This window comes from Pseudomonas sp. HR96 (assembly GCF_034059295.1).
In the GTDB taxonomy this organism is placed as follows: Bacteria; Pseudomonadota; Gammaproteobacteria; order Pseudomonadales; family Pseudomonadaceae; genus Aquipseudomonas.
This window is the reverse complement of the sequence record NZ_CP139141.1, coordinates 484,162-506,062: the sequence shown is the minus strand read 5'-3', so window position 1 is coordinate 506,062 and position 21,901 is coordinate 484,162. Positions and strand designations below refer to the sequence as shown.

At 65.3% G+C, this 21,901-nt stretch carries 21 protein-coding genes; 10 read left to right on the top strand and 11 right to left on the bottom strand.

The window, feature by feature from the left end; translation table 11 throughout:
* Positions 1-11: 11 nt before the first annotated feature.
* Positions 12-2,132, bottom strand: coding sequence for a putative bifunctional diguanylate cyclase/phosphodiesterase (locus SFA35_RS02400; protein WP_320574830.1), 2,121 nt, complete (start codon positions 2,130-2,132; stop codon positions 12-14).
* A 287-nt stretch (positions 2,133-2,419) separates the two neighbouring features.
* Between SFA35_RS02400 and SFA35_RS02395 the strand changes: the two genes are divergently transcribed.
* Entirely contained in the window at positions 2,420-3,088 is a 669-nt protein-coding gene (locus SFA35_RS02395; protein ID WP_320574828.1) for a polysaccharide lyase family 7 protein, read from the top strand.
* Between the two features lie 62 nt (positions 3,089-3,150).
* Here the strand turns inward: SFA35_RS02395 and fba are convergent, their stop codons facing one another.
* The 7 genes from fba to tkt all read right to left on the bottom strand — a co-directional run bounded on the left by fba (position 3,151) and on the right by tkt (position 9,586).
* Entirely contained in the window at positions 3,151-4,215 is a 1,065-nt protein-coding gene (gene fba, locus SFA35_RS02390; RefSeq protein ID WP_320574826.1) for a class II fructose-bisphosphate aldolase, read from the bottom strand.
* A gap of 101 nt (positions 4,216-4,316) precedes the next feature.
* Entirely contained in the window at positions 4,317-4,676 is a 360-nt protein-coding gene (locus SFA35_RS02385) for an MliC family protein (RefSeq protein ID WP_320574824.1), read from the bottom strand.
* Between the two features lie 50 nt (positions 4,677-4,726).
* Positions 4,727-4,933 carry a hypothetical protein gene (locus SFA35_RS02380; protein WP_320574822.1) on the bottom strand — a complete coding sequence of 69 codons (207 nt, stop codon included), beginning with the start codon at positions 4,931-4,933 and terminating at the stop codon, positions 4,727-4,729.
* An 86-nt stretch (positions 4,934-5,019) separates the two neighbouring features.
* On the bottom strand, positions 5,020-5,250 hold the full coding sequence (locus SFA35_RS02375; RefSeq protein WP_320574821.1) for a hypothetical protein: 231 nt from the start codon (positions 5,248-5,250) through the stop codon (positions 5,020-5,022).
* Positions 5,251-5,255: 5 nt separating this feature from the next.
* Complete coding sequence (locus SFA35_RS02370) at positions 5,256-6,419, bottom strand: phosphoglycerate kinase (RefSeq protein WP_320574818.1); 1,164 nt, start codon at positions 6,417-6,419, stop codon at positions 5,256-5,258.
* Positions 6,420-6,432: 13 nt separating this feature from the next.
* Entirely contained in the window at positions 6,433-7,494 is a 1,062-nt protein-coding gene (gene epd, locus SFA35_RS02365) for an erythrose-4-phosphate dehydrogenase (RefSeq protein WP_320574815.1), read from the bottom strand.
* Between the two features lie 94 nt (positions 7,495-7,588).
* Complete coding sequence (gene tkt, locus SFA35_RS02360) at positions 7,589-9,586, bottom strand: transketolase (RefSeq protein ID WP_320574813.1); 1,998 nt, start codon at positions 9,584-9,586, stop codon at positions 7,589-7,591.
* 187 nt (positions 9,587-9,773) lie between these two features.
* On the opposite strand from tkt, the gene SFA35_RS02355 reads away from it, so the two are divergent.
* Positions 9,774-10,769 carry a metalloregulator ArsR/SmtB family transcription factor gene (locus SFA35_RS02355; RefSeq protein ID WP_320574811.1) on the top strand — a complete coding sequence of 332 codons (996 nt, stop codon included), beginning with the start codon at positions 9,774-9,776 and terminating at the stop codon, positions 10,767-10,769.
* Positions 10,770-10,787: 18 nt separating this feature from the next.
* The gene (metK, locus tag SFA35_RS02350; protein ID WP_320574809.1) at positions 10,788-11,978 is read left to right on the top strand and encodes a methionine adenosyltransferase; all 1,191 of its coding nucleotides are present in this window, start codon (positions 10,788-10,790) and stop codon (positions 11,976-11,978) included.
* A gap of 49 nt (positions 11,979-12,027) precedes the next feature.
* Here metK and SFA35_RS02345 read toward each other — a convergent pair whose 3' ends face one another.
* Positions 12,028-13,041: an ABC transporter substrate-binding protein gene (locus SFA35_RS02345; protein WP_320574805.1), complete on the bottom strand. Its 1,014-nt coding sequence runs from the start codon at positions 13,039-13,041 to the stop codon at positions 12,028-12,030.
* Positions 13,042-13,061: 20 nt separating this feature from the next.
* On the bottom strand, positions 13,062-13,862 hold the full coding sequence (locus SFA35_RS02340) for a phosphate/phosphite/phosphonate ABC transporter substrate-binding protein (RefSeq protein WP_320574803.1): 801 nt from the start codon (positions 13,860-13,862) through the stop codon (positions 13,062-13,064).
* A 154-nt stretch (positions 13,863-14,016) separates the two neighbouring features.
* Here SFA35_RS02340 and ligB point away from each other — a divergent pair, with 154 nt between their 5' ends.
* Both ligB and SFA35_RS02330 read left to right on the top strand, forming a co-directional pair.
* Positions 14,017-15,705: an NAD-dependent DNA ligase LigB gene (gene ligB / locus SFA35_RS02335; RefSeq protein WP_320574800.1), complete on the top strand. Its 1,689-nt coding sequence runs from the start codon at positions 14,017-14,019 to the stop codon at positions 15,703-15,705.
* Positions 15,706-15,759: 54 nt separating this feature from the next.
* Positions 15,760-16,155 carry a DUF1090 domain-containing protein gene (locus SFA35_RS02330; protein WP_320574798.1) on the top strand — a complete coding sequence of 132 codons (396 nt, stop codon included), beginning with the start codon at positions 15,760-15,762 and terminating at the stop codon, positions 16,153-16,155.
* On the opposite strand, the gene SFA35_RS02325 is transcribed toward SFA35_RS02330, so the two are convergent.
* Positions 16,152-16,538: an MAPEG family protein gene (locus SFA35_RS02325; RefSeq protein ID WP_320574796.1), complete on the bottom strand. Its 387-nt coding sequence runs from the start codon at positions 16,536-16,538 to the stop codon at positions 16,152-16,154. The two genes, SFA35_RS02330 and SFA35_RS02325, sit on opposite strands and share 4 nt — an antisense overlap.
* 243 nt (positions 16,539-16,781) lie before the next feature.
* On the opposite strand from SFA35_RS02325, the gene SFA35_RS02320 reads away from it, so the two are divergent.
* The 5 genes from SFA35_RS02320 (at position 16,782) to SFA35_RS02300 (ending at position 21,875) form a co-directional block, all read left to right on the top strand.
* Positions 16,782-17,945, top strand: a complete 1,164-nt coding sequence (locus SFA35_RS02320; RefSeq protein ID WP_320574794.1) for an MFS transporter — start codon at positions 16,782-16,784, stop codon at positions 17,943-17,945.
* Positions 17,946-18,078: 133 nt separating this feature from the next.
* Entirely contained in the window at positions 18,079-18,891 is an 813-nt protein-coding gene (locus SFA35_RS02315) for a DeoR/GlpR family DNA-binding transcription regulator (RefSeq protein WP_320574792.1), read from the top strand.
* Between the two features lie 149 nt (positions 18,892-19,040).
* On the top strand, positions 19,041-19,943 hold the full coding sequence (gene ltnD, locus SFA35_RS02310; protein ID WP_320574790.1) for an L-threonate dehydrogenase: 903 nt from the start codon (positions 19,041-19,043) through the stop codon (positions 19,941-19,943).
* 10 nt (positions 19,944-19,953) lie between these two features.
* Entirely contained in the window at positions 19,954-21,237 is a 1,284-nt protein-coding gene (gene otnK, locus SFA35_RS02305; RefSeq protein ID WP_320574789.1) for a 3-oxo-tetronate kinase, read from the top strand.
* Positions 21,237-21,875 carry an aldolase gene (locus SFA35_RS02300; protein WP_320574788.1) on the top strand — a complete coding sequence of 213 codons (639 nt, stop codon included), beginning with the start codon at positions 21,237-21,239 and terminating at the stop codon, positions 21,873-21,875. The genes otnK and SFA35_RS02300 overlap by 1 nt, the downstream gene beginning before the upstream one ends.
* Positions 21,876-21,901: the final 26 nt, after the last annotated feature.

Below are 21,901 nucleotides of genomic sequence, written 5' to 3'. Positions count from 1 at the left end.
GCATCCGGCTGCTACAGATTGCTCCAGTCGAAACGCGCCGGAAACTGCCCGGCAGCGGCGGCGGTCAGGGGCTTGGCGACGATGAACCCCTGGGCCAGCTCGCAGCCGTTGGCCAGCAGCCATTGGTACTGCTCGCGGGTTTCCACGCCTTCGGCAATCACCGTGATACCGAACTCTCGGCACAGCTCGATGACGCCCCGCGCCAGGGTCGCATCGCCCCGGGAGCCGGGCAGGCGTGCCACCAGGTGACGGTCGAGCTTGAGCGTGTCGATCGGCAGGTCACGGAGGATCTTCAACGAGCAGTTGCCGCTGCCGAAATCGTCCAGGGCCACCCGTACGCCGAGGTTGCGCAGCTGCTGAAGCTGGCGCAGCGACTCGCCGAGGTTGTGCGCCAGCGAGGTCTCGGTGACCTCGACCTCCAGCTGGCGCGGCTTGAGTTCGTTGGCGGCGAGGGCCCGCTGCAGTTCGGACACCAGGTTGGGCATGCTGAACTGCGCATTGCTCAGGCTGATGCTCAGCACCAGCTCGGGGCTGAAGTCCTGGGCCCAGGCCCGGCGTTGCGCGGCGCCCTCTTGGTAGATCCAGCTGGTCAGGCGGCTGATCAACCGCGCCTCCTCCAGCAGCGGGATGAACAACCCGGGTGGCACGTCGCCGACGCTGGGGTGCTGCCAGCGCAAGAGCGCCTCGAAGCCACGCAAGGTGCCATCGACCATCGACACTTGAGGCTGATACACCAACTTGAAGTCCTTGTGCTCGATGGCGGTGCCGACGCTGCCTTCGATCATCAGCCGCGAGCGCGCACGGCCGTTCATTTCCTGCTCGTAGTAGCGGTATTGCTGACGGCCGGCCTGCTTGGCGGCGTACATGGCGATATCCGCCGAATGCAGCAGGTTGTCCAGGGTGGCGCCGGACTCCGGGTAGATGGCGATGCCGATACTGACGCCGAGGGCGACCTCCAGGCCTTCAACGTGCTGGCACATGCCGATGCGGTCGATGATCTTCTCGGCCACCTTGGCCGCGTGCTCCGGGTAGTCGAGGTTGTCGAGCAGCACCGTGAACTCGTCGCCGCCGATGCGCGCCACGGTATCGCGCGGGCGCAGGCAGTCCTTGAGCTGCTCGGCGACCCAGCGCAGCACCTTGTCACCGGCATCATGGCCGTGGCTGTCGTTGATGTGCTTGAAGCCGTCCAGGTCCAGGTAGAGCAAGGCCTGCACCTGCTCCGAGCGTTCGTTGCGCACCAGCGCGCTCTCCACCGTCTGGTAGAAGCCGCGACGGTTGAGCAGGCCGGTGAGCGCGTCGGTCACCGCCTGGTATTCGAGTTGCTGATGCAGGTTGCGCACCACCGACATGTCCAGCACCGTCACCACCATGGCGCGCTGCTCGCCAGGCAACGGCGCGCAGGACAACGCCGCCGGCAGCTGCTGGCCGTTGAAGGTGCGCAGCAAGGCGTCGTGGATGCGCACGGTGTCGCGGCTGTTGTAGGCCCGATAGAACTCCGACTCGCGCCAGCTGGCCACGGCCGGTTTTTGCAGGAAGTCGACCAGCGCGGTGCCGCGCAGCTCCTGCATGGAGGCGCCGAGCAGGCGCGAGATGGCCGGGTTGGCATAGCTCACCGCGCCGTTCTCGTCCACCACGAGGATACCCTCGGCGGCGTTTTCCAGCACCGAGGCGTTGAAGGCGCGGGCCGATTCGAGGTCCTTGCTCAGGCGCTGCAGGTCCTTGCGATTACGCTGCTGTTCGAGCAGCGCCTGCACCTTGGGCCGCAGGATCTGCGGGTCGAACGGCTTGAACAAGTAGTCGACTGCGCCGTTGGCGTAGCCTTTGAGCACGGCGGCCTGGGATTGCTCGTTGGCGGTCAGGAAGATAATGGGGGTAAGGCGCGTGCGCTGGCTGCCGCGCATCAGGCGAGCCACCTCGAAGCCGTCCATGCCGGGCATCTGCACGTCAAGCAGGACCAGGTCGACTTCGTGCTCGAGCAGCGCGCCCAGTGCTTCGACGCCCGAGGCGGCGGTCACCACCTGCCAGTCCTGACGCTCGAGCAGGGCGCGCATGCTGACCAGGTTCTCCGGATAGTCGTCGACTACCAGCAGGACCGAACTGTTATCGCTTGGCTGAATTGGTGCGCATTCCATGCTACTTCCCTGAGTTCAGACGGCTAAGCCCACCCAACAAGATGGGCACTGACTGATCCACTCTAGCCGTGGATCCATCTAAGCAATAGAGATCCATTGCCCGTTCCTGCCCTCATTATGGCAGCAGGCGACTAGTGGTCGATGTGTGTGGAAAAATTATATACAGCCGCCATGGCCTTGGCGTCAGCCACTTGTCGCTTGTCATTCAACCTTGCCGCCCCAGGCCGATAAAAAGTCATTCGCAGTGCATTGCCTGCCCTCTGCCCCCTTTTGACGCGGAAGACACCATGATCGACCTCTCTACCTGGAACCTGACCATTCCCCAGGGCGCCCCCGCCCTGACCATTGCCACGCCGACCCTGGTGAAGGGCTTCAAGGACAGCTTTTTCCATTCCGACACCGGCACGCTGTTCTTCTGGGTGCCGGTGACCGGCAGCACCAGCACCGGCTCGGACTACCCGCGCAGCGAGCTGCGCGAAACCAACGCCGATGGCTCCCTGCGCAATTGGCAGTACAGCGCTGCGGACAACCTGATGAAAGCCACCCTGATGGTCAATCAGGTGCCTTCGGTGGGCAAGGTGGTGATCGGTCAGATCCACGTGTTCCAAGGCAGCGCACCACTGCTCAAGCTGGAGTACCAGTACAAGGACAAGACCGCTGACGGCAACATCGTCGCCAAGCTGCGCCAGCTGCCCAGCGACGCCGACGGCACCGTTATCACCCTCGCCACCGGGGTCAAGCTCAACACCCGCTTTGCCTATTCGCTGCATCTGACCAAGGCCGGCGAGCTGGCGATCAACGTCGCCGACAAGATCTACACCACCCGCCTGGACAGCAAGTGGGCCAGCAGCCAGTTCTACTACAAGGCCGGGGCGTACATCTCCGACAACACCGGCTACGCCACCGAGGGCGGGATGGTGACGTTCTATTCGCTGGCGGTGACCCATACCAAATAGCGAGTTCGTTCCTACGCAATAAAAAAACCCGCCTAGGCGGGTTTTTTGCGACGCAGCGGGTATCAGTTGACCTTGGCGGCCAACTCACCCTTGGCGTAGCGCTGGAACATGCCTTCCAGGGAGATCGGCTTGATCTTCGAGGCATTGCCGGCGGTGCCGAAGGCTTCGTAACGGGCGATGCACACGTCGCGCATGGCCTTCACGGTTTCCGCGAAGTATTTGCGCGGGTCGAACTCGCTCGGATGCTGGGCCATGAAACGACGGATGGCACCGGTGGAGGCCAGGCGCAGGTCGGTGTCGATGTTGACCTTGCGCACGCCGTGCTTGATGCCTTCGACGATCTCTTCGACCGGCACGCCGTAGGTTTCTTTGATCTGACCGCCGTATTCGTTGATGATCGCCAGCCAGTCCTGGGGCACCGAGGACGAACCGTGCATCACCAGGTGGGTGTTGGGAATGCGCGCGTGAATCGCCTTGATGCGGTCGATGGCGAGGATGTCGCCGGTCGGTGGCTTGGTGAACTTGTAGGCGCCGTGGCTGGTGCCAATGGCGATGGCCAGGGCGTCGACCTGGGTGGCCTTGACGAATTCGGCAGCCTCTTCCGGGTCGGTCAGCATCTGGCTGTGGTCCAGGGTGCCTTCAGCGCCCACGCCGTCTTCTTCACCGGCCTGGCCGGTTTCCAGCGAGCCCAGGCAGCCCAGTTCGCCTTCCACTGACACGCCGCAGGCGTGGGCCATGGCCACGGTCTGTTGGGTGACGCGCACGTTGTAGTCGTAGTCGGTCGGGGTCTTGCCGTCGACGCCCAGCGAGCCGTCCATCATCACCGAGCTGAAGCCCAGCTGGATCGAGCGCTGGCAGATGTCCGGGCTGGTGCCGTGGTCCTGGTGCATGCACACCGGGATGTGCGGGAATTCTTCGATGGCGGCGAGGATCAGGTGGCGCAGGAACGGCGCACCGGCGTATTTGCGGGCACCGGCGGAGGCCTGCACGATCACGGGCGAGTCGGTCTTGTCGGCCGCTTCCATGATGGCGCGCATCTGCTCCAGGTTGTTGACGTTGAAGGCCGGTACGCCGTAGCCGAATTCGGCTGCGTGGTCCAGCATCTGGCGCATGCTAATCAATGCCATGAGGTGTCTCTCTCCCGCTCGAGGGTAATTATTATGCCAGCCTGCCGAAGTGGCGACCGGCTTTCAAGTGGTTGATCCGGCGCCTGCCGAACCCTGCCTGTTCACGGGGCCTTGCAGCCCCGGCCTATCAGATCGTTGGTGGCCACCCAGTACACCAGCCCGCCGGGCTGGCCATCATTGCCCTGCACATGCAGGGCCAACACGCCGTCACTGTACAACTGGCCGTCGGCTCCCGGCTCGGCTTTCAGATGATAAACCTGCTCCTTGGGCTCGAGGCGAACGTCGACGCGGCTTTTCGCCGCATCGGTGAAGCGCCACAGCACACTGGCCTGGGTGTCGCAGACCCAGTGCGTCCATGGCGTGTCTGCAGGCGCCTGACTATTGCCACCAATGTTGAAACCAATGCCGACACAACCACTCGACAAGACTCCTGCAGCCAACAACGGCATCCAGCGTTTCATGCACTTTCCCTATCTATCCAGATGTCGCCGCCAGATGCAGCAAGCCCGAATCAGCCCTTGGACCCGCAATTCTGCTGAACGTTGTGACTGTTGGTGGGGTCACCGGTCGCACTGGTACTCACTTGCTGTTCATTTTGCGTGGTCGGCAACGCTACCGCCGCCGGGCTGAACACTTCACAGGCGCTGTCGGAGCCGCCGAACATCGAACAGCCACTGAGCATGGCGGCTGCCAACACTGCAACACAGACGATCTTCATGGTGGGAATCCTCGCATCAATCCATTGCAATAATTGTTCACACTATAAAGACCGCCGCGGCGGCTGGTTGGTTGCCTGCCAGGCCGTCAATGGCAGCCGCTGGAGTCCGAGTCCTTGCCGTCGTACTGTTCCAGCACATCCGGGCCCAGGCGTTTGTTGATCACCGGGGCGGTCTGCGCCTGCCAGTCCGATTGCTCGCAGCCGGCCGCAGGCCGGGCCGCCTGGGTCGGCGGCGGCTTGAGCGGTGGCTTGCTCGCGCAGGCCGCCAACAGGGCGGCCAGCAGCGCGGCGCCGGCATAACGCACAACTGCAGTCATAGGGTTCAGGCCTTGGCCCGCTCCTCGAGAATCTGCACGGCAGGCAGGACCTTGCCTTCGACGAACTCGAGGAAGGCGCCGCCACCGGTGGAGATGTAGGAGATTTTCTCGGCCACGTCGTACTTGTCGATGGCCGCCAGGGTGTCGCCGCCGCCTGCGATGGAGAACGCCGAGCTGTCGGCGATGGCCTGCGCCAGCACCTTGGTGCCGTTGCCGAACTGGTCGAACTCAAACACGCCGACCGGGCCATTCCACAGGATGGTTTTCGAGCTTTTCAGCAGCTCGGCGAAGTTGGCCGCCGTTTGCGGGCCGATATCCAGAATCATGTCATCGTCCGCCACGTCCCTGATGTCCTTGACCGTGGCCTCGGCGCTTTCGGCGAACTGCTTGGCGCAGACCACGTCCACCGGCAGCGGCACATTGACCTTGGCGGCGATGGCCTTGGCGGTGTCGAGCAGATCCGGCTCGTACAGCGATTTGCCGACCTTGTGCCCGGCAGCCGCGAGGAAGGTGTTGGCGATGCCGCCGCCGACGATCAGCAGATCGCAGATCTGGCTCAGGCTGTTGAGCACGTCGAGCTTGGTCGACACCTTGGAGCCGGCGACGATCGCCGCCATCGGCTTGGCCGGGGCGCCCAGCGCCTTGCCCAGCGCATCGAGTTCGGCAGCCAACAGCGGGCCAGCCGCCGCGACCTTGGCAAACTTGGCCACGCCGTGGGTCGAACCCTCGGCGCGGTGCGCGGTGCCGAAAGCGTCCATCACGAACACGTCGCACAGCGCGGCGTACTTGCGCGCCAGCTCGTCGCTGTTCTTTTTCTCGCCCGTGTTGAAGCGCACGTTTTCGAACAACACCACTTCGCCAGGCTGGATGTCGAAGCCGTCGATGTAGTCCTGGACCAGTGGCACATCGCGGCCCAGGGCCTTGCTCAGATACTCGGAAACCGGCAGCAGGCTGTTCTCGGCGCTGTACTCACCCTCGACAGGGCGGCCCAGATGCGAGCACACCATCACCGAAGCGCCCTTTTGCAGTGCCAACTTGATGGTCGGCAGGGAGGCCAGGATACGCGCGTCGCTGGCGACCGCCCCATCCTTGATCGGCACGTTGAGGTCTTCGCGAATCAGTACGCGTTTGCCTTGCAGATCGAGGTCGCTCATCTTCAACACGGTCATTTTGTCTTGGTCCTTATTTGCCTGTATTGGATTGGGTGTGCCTGACATCGAGGAAATGCCCCGCGACGTCGAGCATGCGATTGGCAAAGCCCCATTCGTTGTCGAACCAGGCGAGCAGGTTCACCAGCCGCGGGCCGGACACCCGGGTCTGGCTGGCGTCGACGATGGCCGAATGGGGATCATGATTGAAATCACAGCTGGCGTGCGGCAGTTCGGTGTAGGCCAGCAGCCCCTGCAAGGGCCCGTCCAGCGCGGCGCTGCGCAGGATATGGTTGATCTCGGCAGCATCGGTGTCGGTGCAACTTTGCAGGGTAATGTCCAGGCATGACACGTTGACGGTCGGCACGCGCACTGCTTTGGCTTGAATTCGCCCGGCAAGTTCCGGCAGCAGGCGCTCGATGCCACGGGCCAGCCCGGTGGCCACCGGGATCACCGACTGGAAGGCCGAGCGGGTACGGCGCAGGTCTTCGGCGTGGTAGGCGTCGATCACCGGCTGGTCGTTCATGGCCGAGTGGATGGTGGTGATGGAGACGAACTCGATGCCCACTGTACGATCGAGCACCTGCAACAGCGGCACGCCGCAGTTGGTGGTGCAGGAGGCGTTGGACACCAGCCGCTCATGGCCGCTCAGGCAGTCGTGGTTGACGCCATAGACCACGGTGGCATCGACGTCCGCCTCGCTGGCCATGGGCTGCGAGAACAGCATGGCCGGTGCGCCGGCATCGAGAAAGCGCTGGCCGTCGGCGCGGGTGTGCCAGGCGCCGGAGCATTCGAGCACCAGGTCGATATCCAGTGCCGCCCAGTCGATGGCTTCCGGGGCAGCCTGGCGCAACACGGTGATGCGCTTGCCGTTGATTTGCAGGTTCTCGCCGTCGATCCGCACGTCGCCGGGAAAACGGCCGTGAGTGGAGTCGAAACGAGTGAGGTATTCGAGGCTGGCAAGGTCGGCTAGGTCGTTGATGGCGACCACTTCGAACTGCGCAGCCGCGCCGCGCTCGATCAGCGCGCGCAGGACGCAGCGGCCGATTCGGCCGTAGCCGTTGAGGGCGACTCTGTAGGGACGCGTTTGGGGCATGAGGCGCTCGCTGTGATGGAACGACTTTGATGCGCCAACGCGCGAGGCCCTGCTGGGGCCTCGCGCGTGGCTGCGGCGCTGACGAAACCGGCTGTCAGTCTTCGAGCAGCTCCTGCGCGGTGCCGACCAGGTTTTCCAGAGTGAAGCCGAACTCTTCGAACAGCGCATTGGCCGGGCCCGACTCGCCGAAGCTGGTCATGCCGATCACGCGGCCTTCCAGGCCCACGTACTTGTACCAGTAATCGGCGTGGGCCGCTTCGATGGCGATCCGCGCGCCGACCTGCAGCGGCAGCACCGCCTGCTTGTAGCTCGCGTCCTGGGCATCGAACACGCTGGTGCAAGGCATCGACACCACGCGCACCTTGCGCCCTTCGGCGGTGAGCTGCTCGTAGGCCTGCACGGCCAGGCCGACTTCCGAACCGGTGGCGATGAGGATCAGCTCCGGCTCGCCGACGCTGTCCTTGAGCACGTAGCCACCGCGATTGATGTCGCTCAGTTGCGCGGCGTCACGCTGTTGGTGCTGCAGGTTCTGGCGCGAGAAGATCAGCGCCGACGGACCGTCGTTGCGCTCGATGGCGTACTTCCAGGCCACCGCCGACTCGACCGCATCGGCCGGACGCCAGGTGTCCAGGTTCGGCGTGCAGCGCAGGCTGGCCAGCTGCTCGATCGGCTGGTGAGTCGGGCCGTCTTCGCCCAGGCCGATGGAGTCGTGGGTGTAGACGTAGATCACACGCTTTTTCATCAGCGCCGACATGCGCACCGCGTTGCGCGCGTACTCCATGAAGATCAGGAAGGTCGCGCCGTAGGGCACGAAACCGCCGTGCAGGGCGATACCGTTCATGATGGCGCTCATGCCGAACTCGCGCACGCCGTAGAACAGGTAGTTGCCGGCCGCGTCAGCGGCCTCGACGCCCTTGCAGCCCTTCCACAGGGTCAGGTTGGACGCGGCGAGGTCGGCCGAGCCGCCGAGGAATTCCGGCAGCAGCGGACCGAAGGCGTTCAGGGTGTTCTGACTGGCCTTGCGGCTGGCGATGGTTTCACCCTTGGCCACCACTTCGGCGATGTAGGCATCGGCCTTCTCGGAGAAGTCGGCCGGCAGTTCGCCGCTCATGCGCCGGATGAACTCGTTGGCCAGCGCCGGGTGCTCGGCGGAGTAGGCGGCGAAACGCTGGTTCCACTCGGCTTCGACGGCCGCGCCGGCTTCCTTGGCGTCCCACTCGGCATAGATGTCGGCAGGGATTTCGAACGGCGCGTGGTTCCACTTCAGCGCGGCGCGAGTCAGGGCGATCTCGTCGGCACCCAGGGCGGCGCCGTGGGATTCTTCCTTGCCCTGCTTGTTCGGCGAGCCGAAGCCGATGATGGTCTTGCAGCAGATCAGGGTCGGGCGGTCGCTCTTGCGCGCGGTCTCGATGGCGGTCTTGATCTCGTCGGCGTCATGGCCGTCGACGTTGCGGATGACCTGCCAGTTGTAGGCTTCGAAGCGCTTGGGGGTGTCGTCGGTGAACCAGCCCTCGACGTGGCCGTCGATGGAGATGCCGTTGTCGTCGTAGAAGGCGATCAGCTTGCCCAGACCCAGGGTGCCGGCCAGTGCACTGACTTCATGGGAGATGCCTTCCATCATGCAGCCGTCGCCGAGGAACACATAGGTGTTGTGGTCGACGATGTCGTGACCGTCGCGGTTGAACTGCGCCGCCAGCACTTTTTCGGCGATGGCGAAACCGACGGCGTTGGCCAGGCCCTGGCCGAGCGGGCCGGTGGTGGTCTCGACGCCCGGGGTATAGCCGTATTCCGGGTGGCCCGGGGTGCGGCTGTGCAGTTGCCGGAAGTTTTTCAGGTCGTCGATGGACAGGTCGTAGCCGGTCAGGTGCAGCAGCGAGTAGACCAGCATCGAGCCGTGACCGTTGGACATGATGAAGCGGTCACGGTTGGCGAATGAAGGGTTGCTCGGGTTGTGCTTGAGGAAATCGCGCCACAGCACTTCGGCGATATCCGCCATACCCATAGGGGCGCCGGGATGGCCGCTGTTGGCTTTCTGCACGGCATCCATGCTCAGGGCACGGATGGCATTGGCACGCTCTCGACGGCTGGGCATCGCTTTTCTCCTGGGTCTGACTCTGGCCTGGGGGTTGAATCCCGGCCTTGGGTTTGAAATCGACAAAGGCAGGCATTTTCCCTTAGGCATGGGCCTCTGGGCAACGACAGATTACGCAAGGCCAATATCAAAACTTTTTGATATTGGCCTTGCGAGCGGCTGGAACGGCCTCTAGACTCCGGACCTTATGAACATCCCAGCGCCCACCCTCGACTTCGACGCCAGCGACAACCTCGCCGCCCTGTGCAAGGCCGGCGGTGATCCGCTGCGCCTGAACGTGCTGCGCGCGCTGGCCAACGACTCGTTCGGAGTGCTGGAGCTGGCGCAGATTTTCGCCATCGGCCAGTCCGGCATGAGCCACCACCTCAAGGTGCTGGCCCTGGCCGACCTGGTGGCGACCCGCCGCGAAGGCAACGCCATCTTCTACCGCCGCGCCCTGCCGCGACCCCTGCAATCGGGCGGCCGGCTGCATGCCGCGCTGCTCGACGAGGTCGAGCGGCTGGTCCTGCCCGGCGAGGTGCAGGCGCGCATGGCCCTGGTCCAACGCCAGCGCGCCGCAGCCAGCGAGGACTTCTTCTCGCGCATGGAAGAAAAGTTTCGCGCCCAGCAGGACCTTATCGCCGGCCTGCCGCAGTACCGCGAGAGCCTGCTGGCGCTGCTCGACAAGCTCAGCTTCGCGGCGAGCGCCACGGCCCTGGAAATCGGCCCGGGCGACGGCGGCTTCCTGCCCGAGCTGGCCCACCGCTTCGCCCAGGTCACGGCGCTGGACAACAGCCCGGCGATGCTCGACCTCGCCGGCCAGGTGTGCGCCCGCGAACGCCTGGGCAACGTCCATCTGCAGCTGGTCGACGCCCTCGGCGACTTCGAGCTGCTGGCCGACTGCGTGGTGTTGAACATGGTCCTGCACCATTTCAGCGAGCCAGCCGCGGCGCTCAAGCACCTGGCCGAGCACCTCAAGCCAGGCGGCAGTCTGTTGATCACCGAGTTATGCAGCCACAACCAGAGCTGGGCCAGGGAGGCTTGCGGTGATCTCTGGTTGGGGTTTGAACAGGAAGATCTGGCCCGCTGGGCCTGCGCTGCGGGACTCACCCCCGGGGAAAGCCTCTACGTAGGCTTACGTAATGGTTTCCAGATTCAGGTCCGCCATTTTCAGCGGCCGGCTGGCGACACTCACCATCGGTAATATCAGGAAACCATCGAGATGAGCGAATACTCACTTTTCACCTCTGAGTCCGTGTCCGAAGGGCATCCGGACAAGATCGCCGACCAGATTTCCGATGCGGTGCTCGACGCCATCATCGCCCAGGACAAATACGCCCGTGTCGCCGTCGAGACCCTGGTCAAGACCGGCGTGGCCATCATCGCCGGCGAAGTCACCACCTCGGCCTGGGTCGACCTCGAGGAGATCGTGCGCAAGGTCATCATCGACATCGGCTACACCAGCTCCGACGTCGGCTTCGACGGCGCCACCTGCGCGGTAATGAACATCATCGGCAAACAGTCGGTGGACATCGCCCAGGGCGTGGACCGCAGCAAGCCGGAAGATCAGGGCGCCGGTGACCAGGGCCTGATGTTCGGCTACGCCAGCAACGAGACCGAAGTGCTGATGCCGGCACCGATCACCTTTTCCCACCAGCTGGTGCAGCGCCAGGCCGAAGCCCGCAAATCGGGCCTGCTGACCTGGCTGCGTCCGGATGCCAAATCCCAGGTGACCTGCCGCTACGAAGCCGGCAAGGTGGTCGGCATCGACGCCATCGTGCTGTCGACCCAGCATAACCCCGACGTGTCCTACAAGGACCTGCGCGAAGGCGTGATGGAACTGATCGTCAAGCACGTGCTGCCCGCCGAGCTGCTGCACAAGGACACCCAGTTCCACATCAACCCGACCGGCAACTTCATCATCGGTGGCCCAGTGGGCGACTGCGGCCTGACGGGGCGCAAGATCATCGTCGACAGCTATGGCGGCATGGCCCGTCACGGTGGCGGCGCGTTCTCGGGCAAGGACCCATCCAAGGTCGACCGCTCGGCCGCCTATGCCGGCCGCTACGTGGCCAAGAATATCGTTGCCGCCGGCCTGGCCGAGCGCTGCGAGATCCAGGTGTCGTACGCTATCGGCGTGGCGCAACCGACCTCGATCTCGATCAACACCTTCGGCACCGGCAAGATCAGCGATAGCAAGATCATCAACCTGGTCCGCGAGCACTTCGACCTGCGCCCCTACGCGATCACCACCATGCTCGACCTTCTGCACCCGATGTACCAGGCCACCGCAGCCTATGGCCACTTCGGCCGCACACCGGTGGAGATGACCGTGGGCGAAGACACCTTCACCGCGTTCACCTGGGAACGCACCGACCGCGCCGACGCGCTGCGGGCCGCCGCCGGGGTCTGAACGACCGAGCGGTAGATCAAACCGGCCTTGCGGCCGGTTTTTTTATGGGCTACAGCGCCTTGCTCACCTTGTCCGCCACCTCGGCCGGCACCCAGGGCTTCCACACCTGTGGCTGCTCGCGCAGGAACGTCTCGGCCACCGCCTTGGGCTCCAGATGCTTCTCGCTCATCCCTGCCAGGGTCTTGTTCAGCAGATCGATGGGGATGTCGACCTTCTCGAAGAAACCGACCAGGTCCGGGTACTGCGCCTTGAACGGCTGCGACACGCCGATGGTCAGCTGCGCCGGCATCGACCGGGTCGGGCGCGGGTTGGGGTTGCTGGCGTCGGCCAGGGTTTTCCAGGCCTCGGCATCGAAGGGTGGTTCGTCCAGCTTGATCAGCTTGAAGCGACCCAGCAGGGGCGTCGGCGACCAGTAGTAGAACAGCACCGGCTGGCCACGGCGCACCGCCGAAGTGACCTCTGCGTCCAGCGCGGCGCCCGAGCCGGTACGGAAGTTGGTGTAGCTGTCGGTCAGCTTGTAGGCCTTGAGTTTCTGGCTGTTGACGATCTCGGAAGTCCAGCCGCTCGGGCTGTTGAGGAAGCGCCCGTGGTCAGGTTGCTCAGGGTCGCGAAACACGTCCTTGTACTTTGGCAGATCGTCCACCGACTTGAGCTCCGGCGCCATGGCCTTGATACCGCGTTCGGGGTCGCCCTTGACCACGTACTCCGGCACCCACCAGCCTTCAGTGGCGTTCTTGACGATGTCGCCCAGGCCGAACACCTTGCCCTCGGCCTGCGCCTTGACCCAGGCCGGGCTGCGGCCGGCCCATTCCTCGCCGATGACCTGAATGTCGTTCTTCGCCAACGCCGCTTCCAGGCTCACGGTGCTGCCCGGCAAGGTATCGGTGGGGTAGCCATAGCCTTTCTCGACGATCAGGCGCAGCACCTCGGTGATCAGGCTGCCGGACTCCCAGGTGATGTCGCCAAAATGGATCGGCGTCGCCTTGTCGGCGGCCGGCGCCTGCTGCGCCAGCAGACTCAAGGCCAGCAACGAGCCCCCCAACAGTGTCTTGATCGATTTCATGCGTCTCTCTCGCCAACAGGTCAATGAACGGGATGCAACTGCGCCAGCCCCCAGGTGGCCGCCTGACGCTCGTAGTCCAGCAGCACTTCGTAGTCCTCCTCGCTGGCGCCCAGCACTTCGCCAAGGCCGAGCACCTGTGCCACCTCTGGCAGCTCGCGCAGGCTTTGGTTCATCACTGCGCGCAGCGCTTCGGCCTGCTCGGCCCCGAGGGTCAGGCTGGCAATGTACGGCAGCGTCGGGCTCGGCGCTGTACGGGCCAGCACGCGCAGGCCGGCGACTTCATAGCCCGCGTCACGGGCCAGGTAGGCGAAGGTCACGCTGTCGATCGCCGCCAGGTCGGCACGGCCTTCGCGCAACCAGCGCAGGCTTTCCCGATGGCCGCCACTGACCTGCACCGAGCCGAAGAAACGACCACCACGCTGCAGAGGCGCAACGCTGTGGCGCAGCAGGTTCATGCCGCTGTTGGAGTCGGGCCCGTTGATCACCCCGCGGCTGCCGGCGAAGGCCTCCAGGGCCTGGCGCGGGTCGTCCTCGCGCACCAGCAGCAGGCTGCAGTGCTGGCCGGCGGCAGTGTCGGGGAATTCATAGCGGGGTCGGCCGACAAGCCGGACCCTGCCCTTGAGCCGAGTCACCAACGGGTAGCCACAGGTTTGTGCCAGCAGCAACTCGGGCGCTTCCCACAGCACGGGCAGGGGCAGATGGGCCGCAGCCTGGCGCTCCCGGTTCAGCTTGCGCAGGATCAGCTCGAGCCAGCGCTCGTTGGCCAGCTGCACGCGCCACGGGGCCACATACATGGGTAACTCTGCATAGCCTGGGGTCATGGGGGCTCCTCTCGCGAATGACTTTTACCATAGCCGGGCCCGGCCAAACCGCCACACCGCCCGTGCATCGGCATATTTCGTGACAATTGGCCCAGGCGCCGGGGTCAATCATTCCCTAGGCTGAGCTTTCCGCTACCCGGGCAAGGACGCTCCGATGCCGAATTTCATTCTCTGGTTGCTACTCAGTCTTTTCTCCTCCCTGGCGCACGCCTGCCCCGACTGGTCGCCGGCACAGGCGCGGGTGGAAATCGGCCGACTGCAGGCGCAGATCAGCCGCTGGGACGACAGCTACCACCGCGTCGGCCAGGGCCTGGTCGATGACGAGCGCTACGATCAGTCGCTGGCGCTGCTGCAAACCTGGCGCGGCTGTTTTCCCACCGGTGGCGCGCCCGCCGAGCCTGGGCTGCGCAGCGCCCGCGGGCCGCTGTCACATCCGGTCGCGCACACCGGCGTCGGCAAGCTGGCCAGCGCCGACCAGGCTCGGGCCTGGATGCAGGGCCGCCAAGGGCTGTGGGCCCAGCCGAAGATCGACGGCGTGGCGGTCAGCGTCATCTATCGCCAGGGTCGGCTGCACCAGGTCATCAGCCGCGGCGACGGCAGTCATGGCCACGACTGGACCGACAACGCACGCCTCACCGCCATCGCCCAGCGCTTGCCGGAGCCGCTCGACCTCGAGCTGCAGGGCGAGCTGTACTGGCGCCTCGAAGGCCATGTGCAAGCCAGCGCCGGCAGCCTCAACGCGCGCAGCCGCGTGGCCGGGCTGATGGCGCGCCGACAGCCACCGGGCGAGCAGGCCGCGAACATCCACCTGTTCGTCTGGGACTGGCCCCACGGCCCGGCCCGGCAAGCTGAACGCAACGCGCGCCTAGGCCAGCTGGGCTTCCCTGAAGCGGCGGCGTTCAGCCAGCCCGTGGCCGATTTCGCGCAAGCGCAGGGCTGGTACGAGCACTGGTACAACAGCCCCCTGCCCTTCGCTACCGACGGCATCATTCTGCGCATGGGAGAGCGCCCGCCGGCGCAGCGCTGGCAGGCGCGTGCGCCCTACTGGATCACCGCCTGGAAATACCCCCACGCCAGCGCTTCGGCCCGGGTGCGCGACGTCAGTTTTGGCGTCGGCCGCACCGGCAGGATCACCCCGGTGCTGGAGCTCGATCCGGTACAGCTGGATGACCGTACCGTACGCCGCGTCAGCCTGGCGTCGCTCAAGCGCTGGCAGGCCCTGGACATCCGCCCCGGCGACCAGATCACCGTCGAACTCGCCGGGCTGACCATCCCGCGCTTCGGCCAGGTGCTCTGGCAAGCCAGCCTGCGCCCACCGCTGCAGGTGCCCGATGCCGAGCAGTACCATCGGCTGAGTTGTTGGCGAGACTCGCCGGGCTGCGCGAGCCAATACGCCGCCAGGCTGCAATGGCTGTCCGGAAAGAATGGCTTGAACCTCAGCCAGGTCGGCGCTGGCACCTGGCAAAAACTGCTCGCCGCCGGGCACCTGGACCACCTGCTGGGCTGGCTCGACCTCGACGTGGCAACCCTGGCCGAGGTGCCCGGCATCGGCCAGCGACGCGCCGAGCAATTGCACGCCAGCTTCAGCCAGGCGCGCGAGCAGGCCTTCGGCACCTGGCTGCAGGCCATCGGCGCGCCGCCAGCCGCCGAGTCGGCGAGTGCCGACTGGTCGACCCTGGCCAACCGCAACCTCGGCCAGTGGCAGGCTCGCCCGGGCATCGGCCCCACACGGGCTGCACAACTGCTAGCCTTCTATCGCCACCCGGAGGTGATGGCCATTGCCGAGCGTCTGGCGCAGGCCGGCATCGCCGGGTTTTCAGCTGCAGTATCGGACAGTTCCTGAAGACATTTCTGGAATTGCTCCATTTAATCACTCCCCTTTTCAATGGAGCATCCCATGCAACCAACTCACTCCCTGGTGATACTGGCTCTCTGCGGCGCCATGGCCGCACCGAGCATGGCCAGCGAAGCCGCGCCGCCGCTCACCGGCTGCGCCGCCAAGCAGCAGGACATCCGCCAGCAGATCGATCACGCCAAGGCCGCTGGCAACAGCAATCAGGTCGCCGGCCTGCAAAAGGCCCTCAGTGAAAGCACTCGCCATTGCACCCCCGCCTCTCTGCAGAAGGAGCGTGAGAACAAGGTGCTCAAGGCGCGTCAGGAGGTGGCGCAACGTCAGGCCGACCTCGACAAGGCCATGAAAAAAGGTGACGCCGACAAGATCAACACCCGCAAGGACAAACTGGCCCAGGCCCGCAAGGAGCTGCAGCAAGCCACCGATGATCTCGAACGTTAGGCCGATACGCCGAACAGGCCGATGATGATCGCCAGGCTGACCAGCCACACCAGCGAGCGCAGCTTCGCCCAGTCGGCCAGGTAGCAGATGATGTAGAGCAGCCGCAGGGTGATGTAGATCACCGCCAACACGTCTTGGGTCACTTGCTGGGCGTGGCCGGCCAGGTGGGCGATGATCACCGCTGCGGCAAAGGCCGGCAGCGCCTCGAAACTGTTCAGCTGGGCCGAATGTGCGCGCTTGGGCATGCCCTCGAGGCTGTCGAGAAAGGCGCGCGGGTCATGGTTGGCCCTGGGCCCATACCTGCCGCTGGAGAACTTGGCGATGCTGGTGCAGACGTATGGCAGGCAGATGGCGACGAGCACACACCAGAATGCGACGGTCATGGTCATTCCTTTGTCGAGTCATTCAATAGGGGCCGCAGGGCCCGCCAGGCGAGCACCGATTGAATCTTTTCCGAGGTGAAATTGATTCGGAATCTTTCAGTGCCTCGATATACTAACGGATAGCCAACTGCACCGAACCGCTGCGTCACGTCACTATTCCAATAATTTCCGCTTTCTGCCCCAGGCAGCCAGCACGCGCACGCTCCACTCACGTCAACAACTCGTCAACATGAGTCACGTCGCATGCCACTTGCCCTGCTCGCTCTCGCCGTCGCCGCCTTCGGCATCGGCACCACCGAATTCGTCATCATGGGCCTGCTGCCCGACGTCGCCCGCGATCTCAGCGTGAGCATTCCGCGCGCCGGCCTGCTGATCACCGGCTATGCATTGGGCGTGGTGTTCGGCGCGCCGATCCTTGCGGTGGCCACCGCCAATATGCCGCGCAAGGCCACGCTGCTGGGCATGACCCTGATGTTCATCCTGGGCAACGTCCTGTGTGCGCTGGCCCCGGACTACCTCTCGCTGATGGCGGCGCGAGTGATCACTGCCCTGTGCCATGGCGCCTTCTTCGGCATCGGCTCGGTGGTGGCGGCCGGCCTGGTGGCGCCGAACAAGCGGGCCCAGGCGATCTCCATGATGTTCACCGGCCTGACCCTGGCCAACGTGCTGGGGGTGCCGCTGGGCACCGCCCTGGGCCAATACGCCGGTTGGCGCTCGACGTTCTGGGCGGTCGCGGTGATCGGCCTGATTGCCCTGACGGCGCAGATGGTCTGGTTGCCCAAGGTCATTCCCATGGAGAAGAGCAACCTGGCCCGCGAGTTTCGCGTGCTGCGCAAACCCAACGTGCTGCTGGCGCTGGCGATGAGCGTAATGGCCTCGACCAGCCTGTTCAGCGTGTTCACCTACATCGCGCCGATCCTGCAGGACGTCACCGGCATCGGCCCACACGCAGTGACGCTGATGCTGCTGCTGTTCGGCGTCGGCCTCACTGGCGGCAGCATGCTGGGCGGGCGTCTGGCCGATACTCGGCTGCTGCCGGCACTGGTGGCCATGGCCCTGGCCGTGGTGCTGACCATGGCCGCGTTCAGCCACACCAGCCGCCTGCTGATACCGGCCGGCATTACCCTGGTGCTGTGGGGCGTGTTCGCCTTCGCCCTGTGCCCGATCCTGCAGCTTTTGATCATCGACCAGGCCCACGAGGCGCCGAACCTCGGCTCGACGCTGAACCAGAGCGCGTTCAACCTGGGCAATGCCACGGGTGCCTGGCTCGGCGGGCTGGTGGTGGCCAGCGGCATCAACCTGGCCGATCTGCCCTGGACCGGCGCGATTACCGGGCTGCTGACCCTGCTCACGGCGCTGTATTTCATCTATCGCCAGCGCCGGCAGGTGGTGCAGGCGGTGCTGTGATTCCTCATACCCCTATGACACCACCCCTGCAAGACCGAGCCTGCTCGGGAACGGGCCGCTACAGTTCCCGAGCGAGCCCGGCCCTACAGGAGTAAAGTGCCCGTCCAGGAACCCGAGAACCCAGAGACCCCGCATGTCGACCGAAGAGGACCGCGCCACCCCCAGTGGCATGCCGATGATTCCCGCGCAGCGCCGCGAACAGATCCTGCGCCAGCTGCGCAAGCACCAGGTGCTCAGCGTTCATCAGTTGATGGAAATGTTCGATTGCTCGCACATGACCGTGCGCCGCGACATCGCCCTGCTGGAGCAGGAAGGCCGCGCCTATTCGGTGACGGGCGGCGTGCGCATCGCCAGCCAGGTGCACAGCGAACCCAGCCATCAGTCCAAGGCGGTGGTCGAGCAACTGCACAAGCAAGGCATGGCGCGCCTGGCCGCCGGCCTGCTGCATGACGACATGACGGTCTACCTGGACGCTGGCACCAGTACCCTGCAGATCGTCCCGCACATCACCGCGCTGAGCGGTATGACCGTGATCACCAACGACTTCGGCATCGTCCATGCCCTGGCCGACGCCCAGCATGTCGACGTGATTCACACCGGCGGCCTGCTCGACCATCCCAACCGCTCCTGTGTCGGTGGCCTGGCCGCAGCCACCTTGCGCCAGATCGCCACCGACATCGCGTTCATGTCCACCAGTTCCTGGGACCTGCATCGCGGCACCACCACGCCCTCGGCGCTGAAGGTCGAGGTCAAGCAAGTGGCCATGCAGGCGGCCTCGCAAACCGTACTGGTGGCCACCAGCAGCAAATACGGCACCTTCGGCATGTACAAGATCGCCGCGCTGGAGCAGTTCGACGTGATCATCACCGACGATGCCCTGGCCGACGCTGCCGCCGACGGTATTCGCAAGCAAGGCGTCGAGCTGCTCCTGGCGCCCTCCGGATAACCGGCAAACCCTGCACACCCAAGCCCTGGCCAAGCCCAGGGTTTTTTTTCGCCTATCCCGCCAATGTTAATATTTGTTAAATTGAAAAAACACTTCACAACATCCGATCATTGGTCCACTATCGACTCAACCCTTCGAGGAGCTATTCCATGAATAACAAAAATGTCGGCGTGATCGGTCTGGGCGCAATGGGCCTGGGCATCGCGCGTTCCCTGCTGCGTTCGGGCTTCAACGTGCATGCCTGCGACGTACGTTCCGCCGTCACCGAACAATTCGCCAACGAAGGTGGTGTCGCCTGCGCCTCGCCGGCCGCCATGGCCGCTGCCTGTGACGTGATCATCACCGTGGTGGTGAATGCCGAGCAGACCGAAACCGTGCTCTACGGTGACAACGGCGCCGTCGCCGCGCTGCGGCCGGGCTGCCTGGTGATCGGTTGCGCCACCGTCGCGCCGACCTTTGCCGTGGAACTGGGCAAACGCCTGGGCGACGCGCACCTGCTGTACCTCGACGCACCGATTTCCGGTGGCGCGGCCAAGGCCGCCTCCGGCGAAATGACCATGATGACCTCCGGCCCCGCCGACGCCTACGCCAAGGCCGAAGCCGTGCTGCAAGGGATGGCCGGCAAGGTCTACCGCCTGGGCGACGTGCACGGTCTGGGCTCGAAGGTGAAGATCATCAACCAGCTGCTGGCCGGCGTGCACATCGCCGCGTCCGCCGAAGCCATGGCCCTGGGCCTGCGCGAAGGCGTGGATGCCGATGCCCTGTACGAGGTGATCACCCACAGCGCCGGCAACTCGTGGATGTTCGAAAACCGCGTGCCGCACATACTCAAGGCCGACTACACGCCGCTGTCGGCGGTGGACATCTTCGTCAAGGACCTGGGCCTGGTGCTGGATACCGCCCGGGCCAGTAAATTCCCGCTGCCGCTGTCGGCCACCGCGCACCAGATGTTCATGCAGGCCTCCAGCGCCGGTTTCGGCCGCGAGGACGACTCGGCAGTGATCAAGATCTTCCCGGGCATCGAGCTGCCCGTGGCCAAGACCGACGTTTAAGGGGCCGACCATGACAGCATCTCGCCCCCTGCTGGGTTGCATCGCCGATGACTTCACCGGCGCCACCGACCTGGCCAACATGCTGGTGCGCGGCGGCATGCGCACCGTGCAGAGCATCGGCATCCCGAGCAGCGACGTTGCCGCCGGGCTCGATGCCGACGCCATCGTCATCGCCCTGAAGTCGCGCACCGTGCCGGCCAGCGACGCCGTGGCCGAATCCCTCGAGGCCCTGGCCTGGCTGCGCGAACGCGGCTGCGAGCAGATCTTTTTCAAGTATTGCTCGACCTTCGACTCCACTGCCGCCGGCAACATCGGCCAGGTCAGCGAAGCCCTGCTGGCGGCGCTGGACAGCGACTTCACCCTGGCCTGCCCGGCGTTTCCGGAAAACGGCCGGACGATCTTTCGCGGGCACCTGTTCGTGCAGGACCAACTGCTCAGCGAATCGGGCATGCAGAACCATCCGCTGACGCCGATGAGCGACGCCAACCTGGTGCGCGTACTGCAGGCACAGACCCAACTGCCGGTCGGCCTGCTGCGCTACGACAGCGTCGGCAAGGGCGTCGAGGCGGTCAAGCAGCGCATCGCGCAACTGCGCGCCGACGGTGTGCGCATGGCCATCGCCGATGCCGTGTCCGATGCCGACCTGTACGTGCTGGGCGAAGCCTGCGCCGAGCTGCCGCTGCTGACCGGCGGCTCGGGCCTGGCCCTGGGCCTGCCGGAGAATTTCCGCCGGGCCGGCAAGCTGCGCCAGCTGGACGCGGCAGCCGTACCCGACATCAGCGGCGGCGAAGTGGTACTGGCCGGTAGCGCATCCGTCGCCACCAACGGCCAGGTCGCCGCCTGGCTCGAAGCCGGCCGCCCGGCCCTGCGCATCGACCCGCTGGCGCTGGCCGCCGGTGAAGCGGTGGTGGCCCAGGCCCTGGCCTTTGCCAGGGACGCCGGGCAAACCGTGCTCATCTACGCCACCAGCTCGCCGGAAGAGGTCAAGGCGGTGCAACACAAGCTTGGCGTCGAACGCGCCGGGGCCCTGGTCGAACAGGCCCTCGGCGAGATCGCCAGCGGCCTGCGCGAGGCCGGCGTACGCCGCTTCGTGGTCGCCGGCGGCGAGACCTCCGGTGCGGTGGTGCAGGCCCTGGGCGTGCAACTGCTGCAGATCGGCGCGCAGATCGATCCCGGCGTGCCGGCGACCGTCAGCAGCTCGGCCGAACCCCTGGCCCTGGCGTTGAAATCCGGCAACTTCGGTGGCCGCGATTTCTTCGCCAAAGCCCTCAAGCACCTTGCAGGAGCGGCGTGATGATCGACGAACAGGCCTTGCGCCGGGAAATATGCGACGTCGGCCGCCTGCTGTACGGTCGCGGCTACACCGTCGGCAGCGCCGGCAACATCAGCGCGCGCCTGGATGATGGCTGGCTGATCACCCCCACCGACGCTTGCCTGGGCCGGCTCGACCCAGCCCGCATCGCCAAGGTCAACCTGGCCGGCGAGTGGGTCTCGGGCGACAAGCCATCCAAGACCCTCGCCCTGCACCGCGAGGTGTATGACCGCAACCCCGCCGTCGGCGGCGTGGTGCACACCCACTCCACTCATCTGGTGGCGCTGACCCTGGCGGGCGTCTGGCAGCAGGACGACATCCTGCCGCCCCTGACGCCCTACCAGGTGATGAAAGTCGGCCACATTCCGTTGATCTCCTACCAGCGCCCCGGTTCGCCGAAGGTTGCCGAACAGGTGGCGCAACTGGCCAACAGAGTGCGCGGCGTGATGCTTGAGCGCCTCGGCCCGGTGGTCTGGGAAGCCTCGGTGGCCAAGGCCTGTTACGCCCTCGAAGAGCTGGAAGAAACCGCGCGACTGTGGCTGATGAGCAACCCCAAACCCGCGCCGCTGGACGAGGGCGCCTTGCAGGACCTGCGCGAGACGTTCGGCGCGCAGTGGTGAGACCCGCTTCTGCCAACAGGTTGCAT

What these genes read in the sequence shown, in the direction of transcription:
- SFA35_RS02400 (WP_320574830.1), bottom strand. Translation starts at nt 2,132, where the DNA reads ATGGAATGCGCACCAATTCAGCCAAGCGATAACAGTTCGGTCCTGCTG.
- SFA35_RS02395 (WP_320574828.1), top strand. Translation starts at nt 2,420, where the DNA reads ATGATCGACCTCTCTACCTGGAACCTGACCATTCCCCAGGGCGCCCCC.
- fba (WP_320574826.1), bottom strand. Translation starts at nt 4,215, where the DNA reads ATGGCATTGATTAGCATGCGCCAGATGCTGGACCACGCAGCCGAATTC.
- SFA35_RS02385 (WP_320574824.1), bottom strand. Translation starts at nt 4,676, where the DNA reads ATGAAACGCTGGATGCCGTTGTTGGCTGCAGGAGTCTTGTCGAGTGGT.
- SFA35_RS02380 (WP_320574822.1), bottom strand. Translation starts at nt 4,933, where the DNA reads ATGAAGATCGTCTGTGTTGCAGTGTTGGCAGCCGCCATGCTCAGTGGC.
- SFA35_RS02375 (WP_320574821.1), bottom strand. Translation starts at nt 5,250, where the DNA reads ATGACTGCAGTTGTGCGTTATGCCGGCGCCGCGCTGCTGGCCGCCCTG.
- SFA35_RS02370 (WP_320574818.1), bottom strand. Translation starts at nt 6,419, where the DNA reads ATGACCGTGTTGAAGATGAGCGACCTCGATCTGCAAGGCAAACGCGTA.
- epd (WP_320574815.1), bottom strand. Translation starts at nt 7,494, where the DNA reads ATGCCCCAAACGCGTCCCTACAGAGTCGCCCTCAACGGCTACGGCCGA.
- tkt (WP_320574813.1), bottom strand. Translation starts at nt 9,586, where the DNA reads ATGCCCAGCCGTCGAGAGCGTGCCAATGCCATCCGTGCCCTGAGCATG.
- SFA35_RS02355 (WP_320574811.1), top strand. Translation starts at nt 9,774, where the DNA reads ATGAACATCCCAGCGCCCACCCTCGACTTCGACGCCAGCGACAACCTC.
- metK (WP_320574809.1), top strand. Translation starts at nt 10,788, where the DNA reads ATGAGCGAATACTCACTTTTCACCTCTGAGTCCGTGTCCGAAGGGCAT.
- SFA35_RS02345 (WP_320574805.1), bottom strand. Translation starts at nt 13,041, where the DNA reads ATGAAATCGATCAAGACACTGTTGGGGGGCTCGTTGCTGGCCTTGAGT.
- SFA35_RS02340 (WP_320574803.1), bottom strand. Translation starts at nt 13,862, where the DNA reads ATGACCCCAGGCTATGCAGAGTTACCCATGTATGTGGCCCCGTGGCGC.
- ligB (WP_320574800.1), top strand. Translation starts at nt 14,017, where the DNA reads ATGCCGAATTTCATTCTCTGGTTGCTACTCAGTCTTTTCTCCTCCCTG.
- SFA35_RS02330 (WP_320574798.1), top strand. Translation starts at nt 15,760, where the DNA reads ATGCAACCAACTCACTCCCTGGTGATACTGGCTCTCTGCGGCGCCATG.
- SFA35_RS02325 (WP_320574796.1), bottom strand. Translation starts at nt 16,538, where the DNA reads ATGACCGTCGCATTCTGGTGTGTGCTCGTCGCCATCTGCCTGCCATAC.
- SFA35_RS02320 (WP_320574794.1), top strand. Translation starts at nt 16,782, where the DNA reads ATGCCACTTGCCCTGCTCGCTCTCGCCGTCGCCGCCTTCGGCATCGGC.
- SFA35_RS02315 (WP_320574792.1), top strand. Translation starts at nt 18,079, where the DNA reads ATGTCGACCGAAGAGGACCGCGCCACCCCCAGTGGCATGCCGATGATT.
- ltnD (WP_320574790.1), top strand. Translation starts at nt 19,041, where the DNA reads ATGAATAACAAAAATGTCGGCGTGATCGGTCTGGGCGCAATGGGCCTG.
- otnK (WP_320574789.1), top strand. Translation starts at nt 19,954, where the DNA reads ATGACAGCATCTCGCCCCCTGCTGGGTTGCATCGCCGATGACTTCACC.
- SFA35_RS02300 (WP_320574788.1), top strand. Translation starts at nt 21,237, where the DNA reads ATGATCGACGAACAGGCCTTGCGCCGGGAAATATGCGACGTCGGCCGC.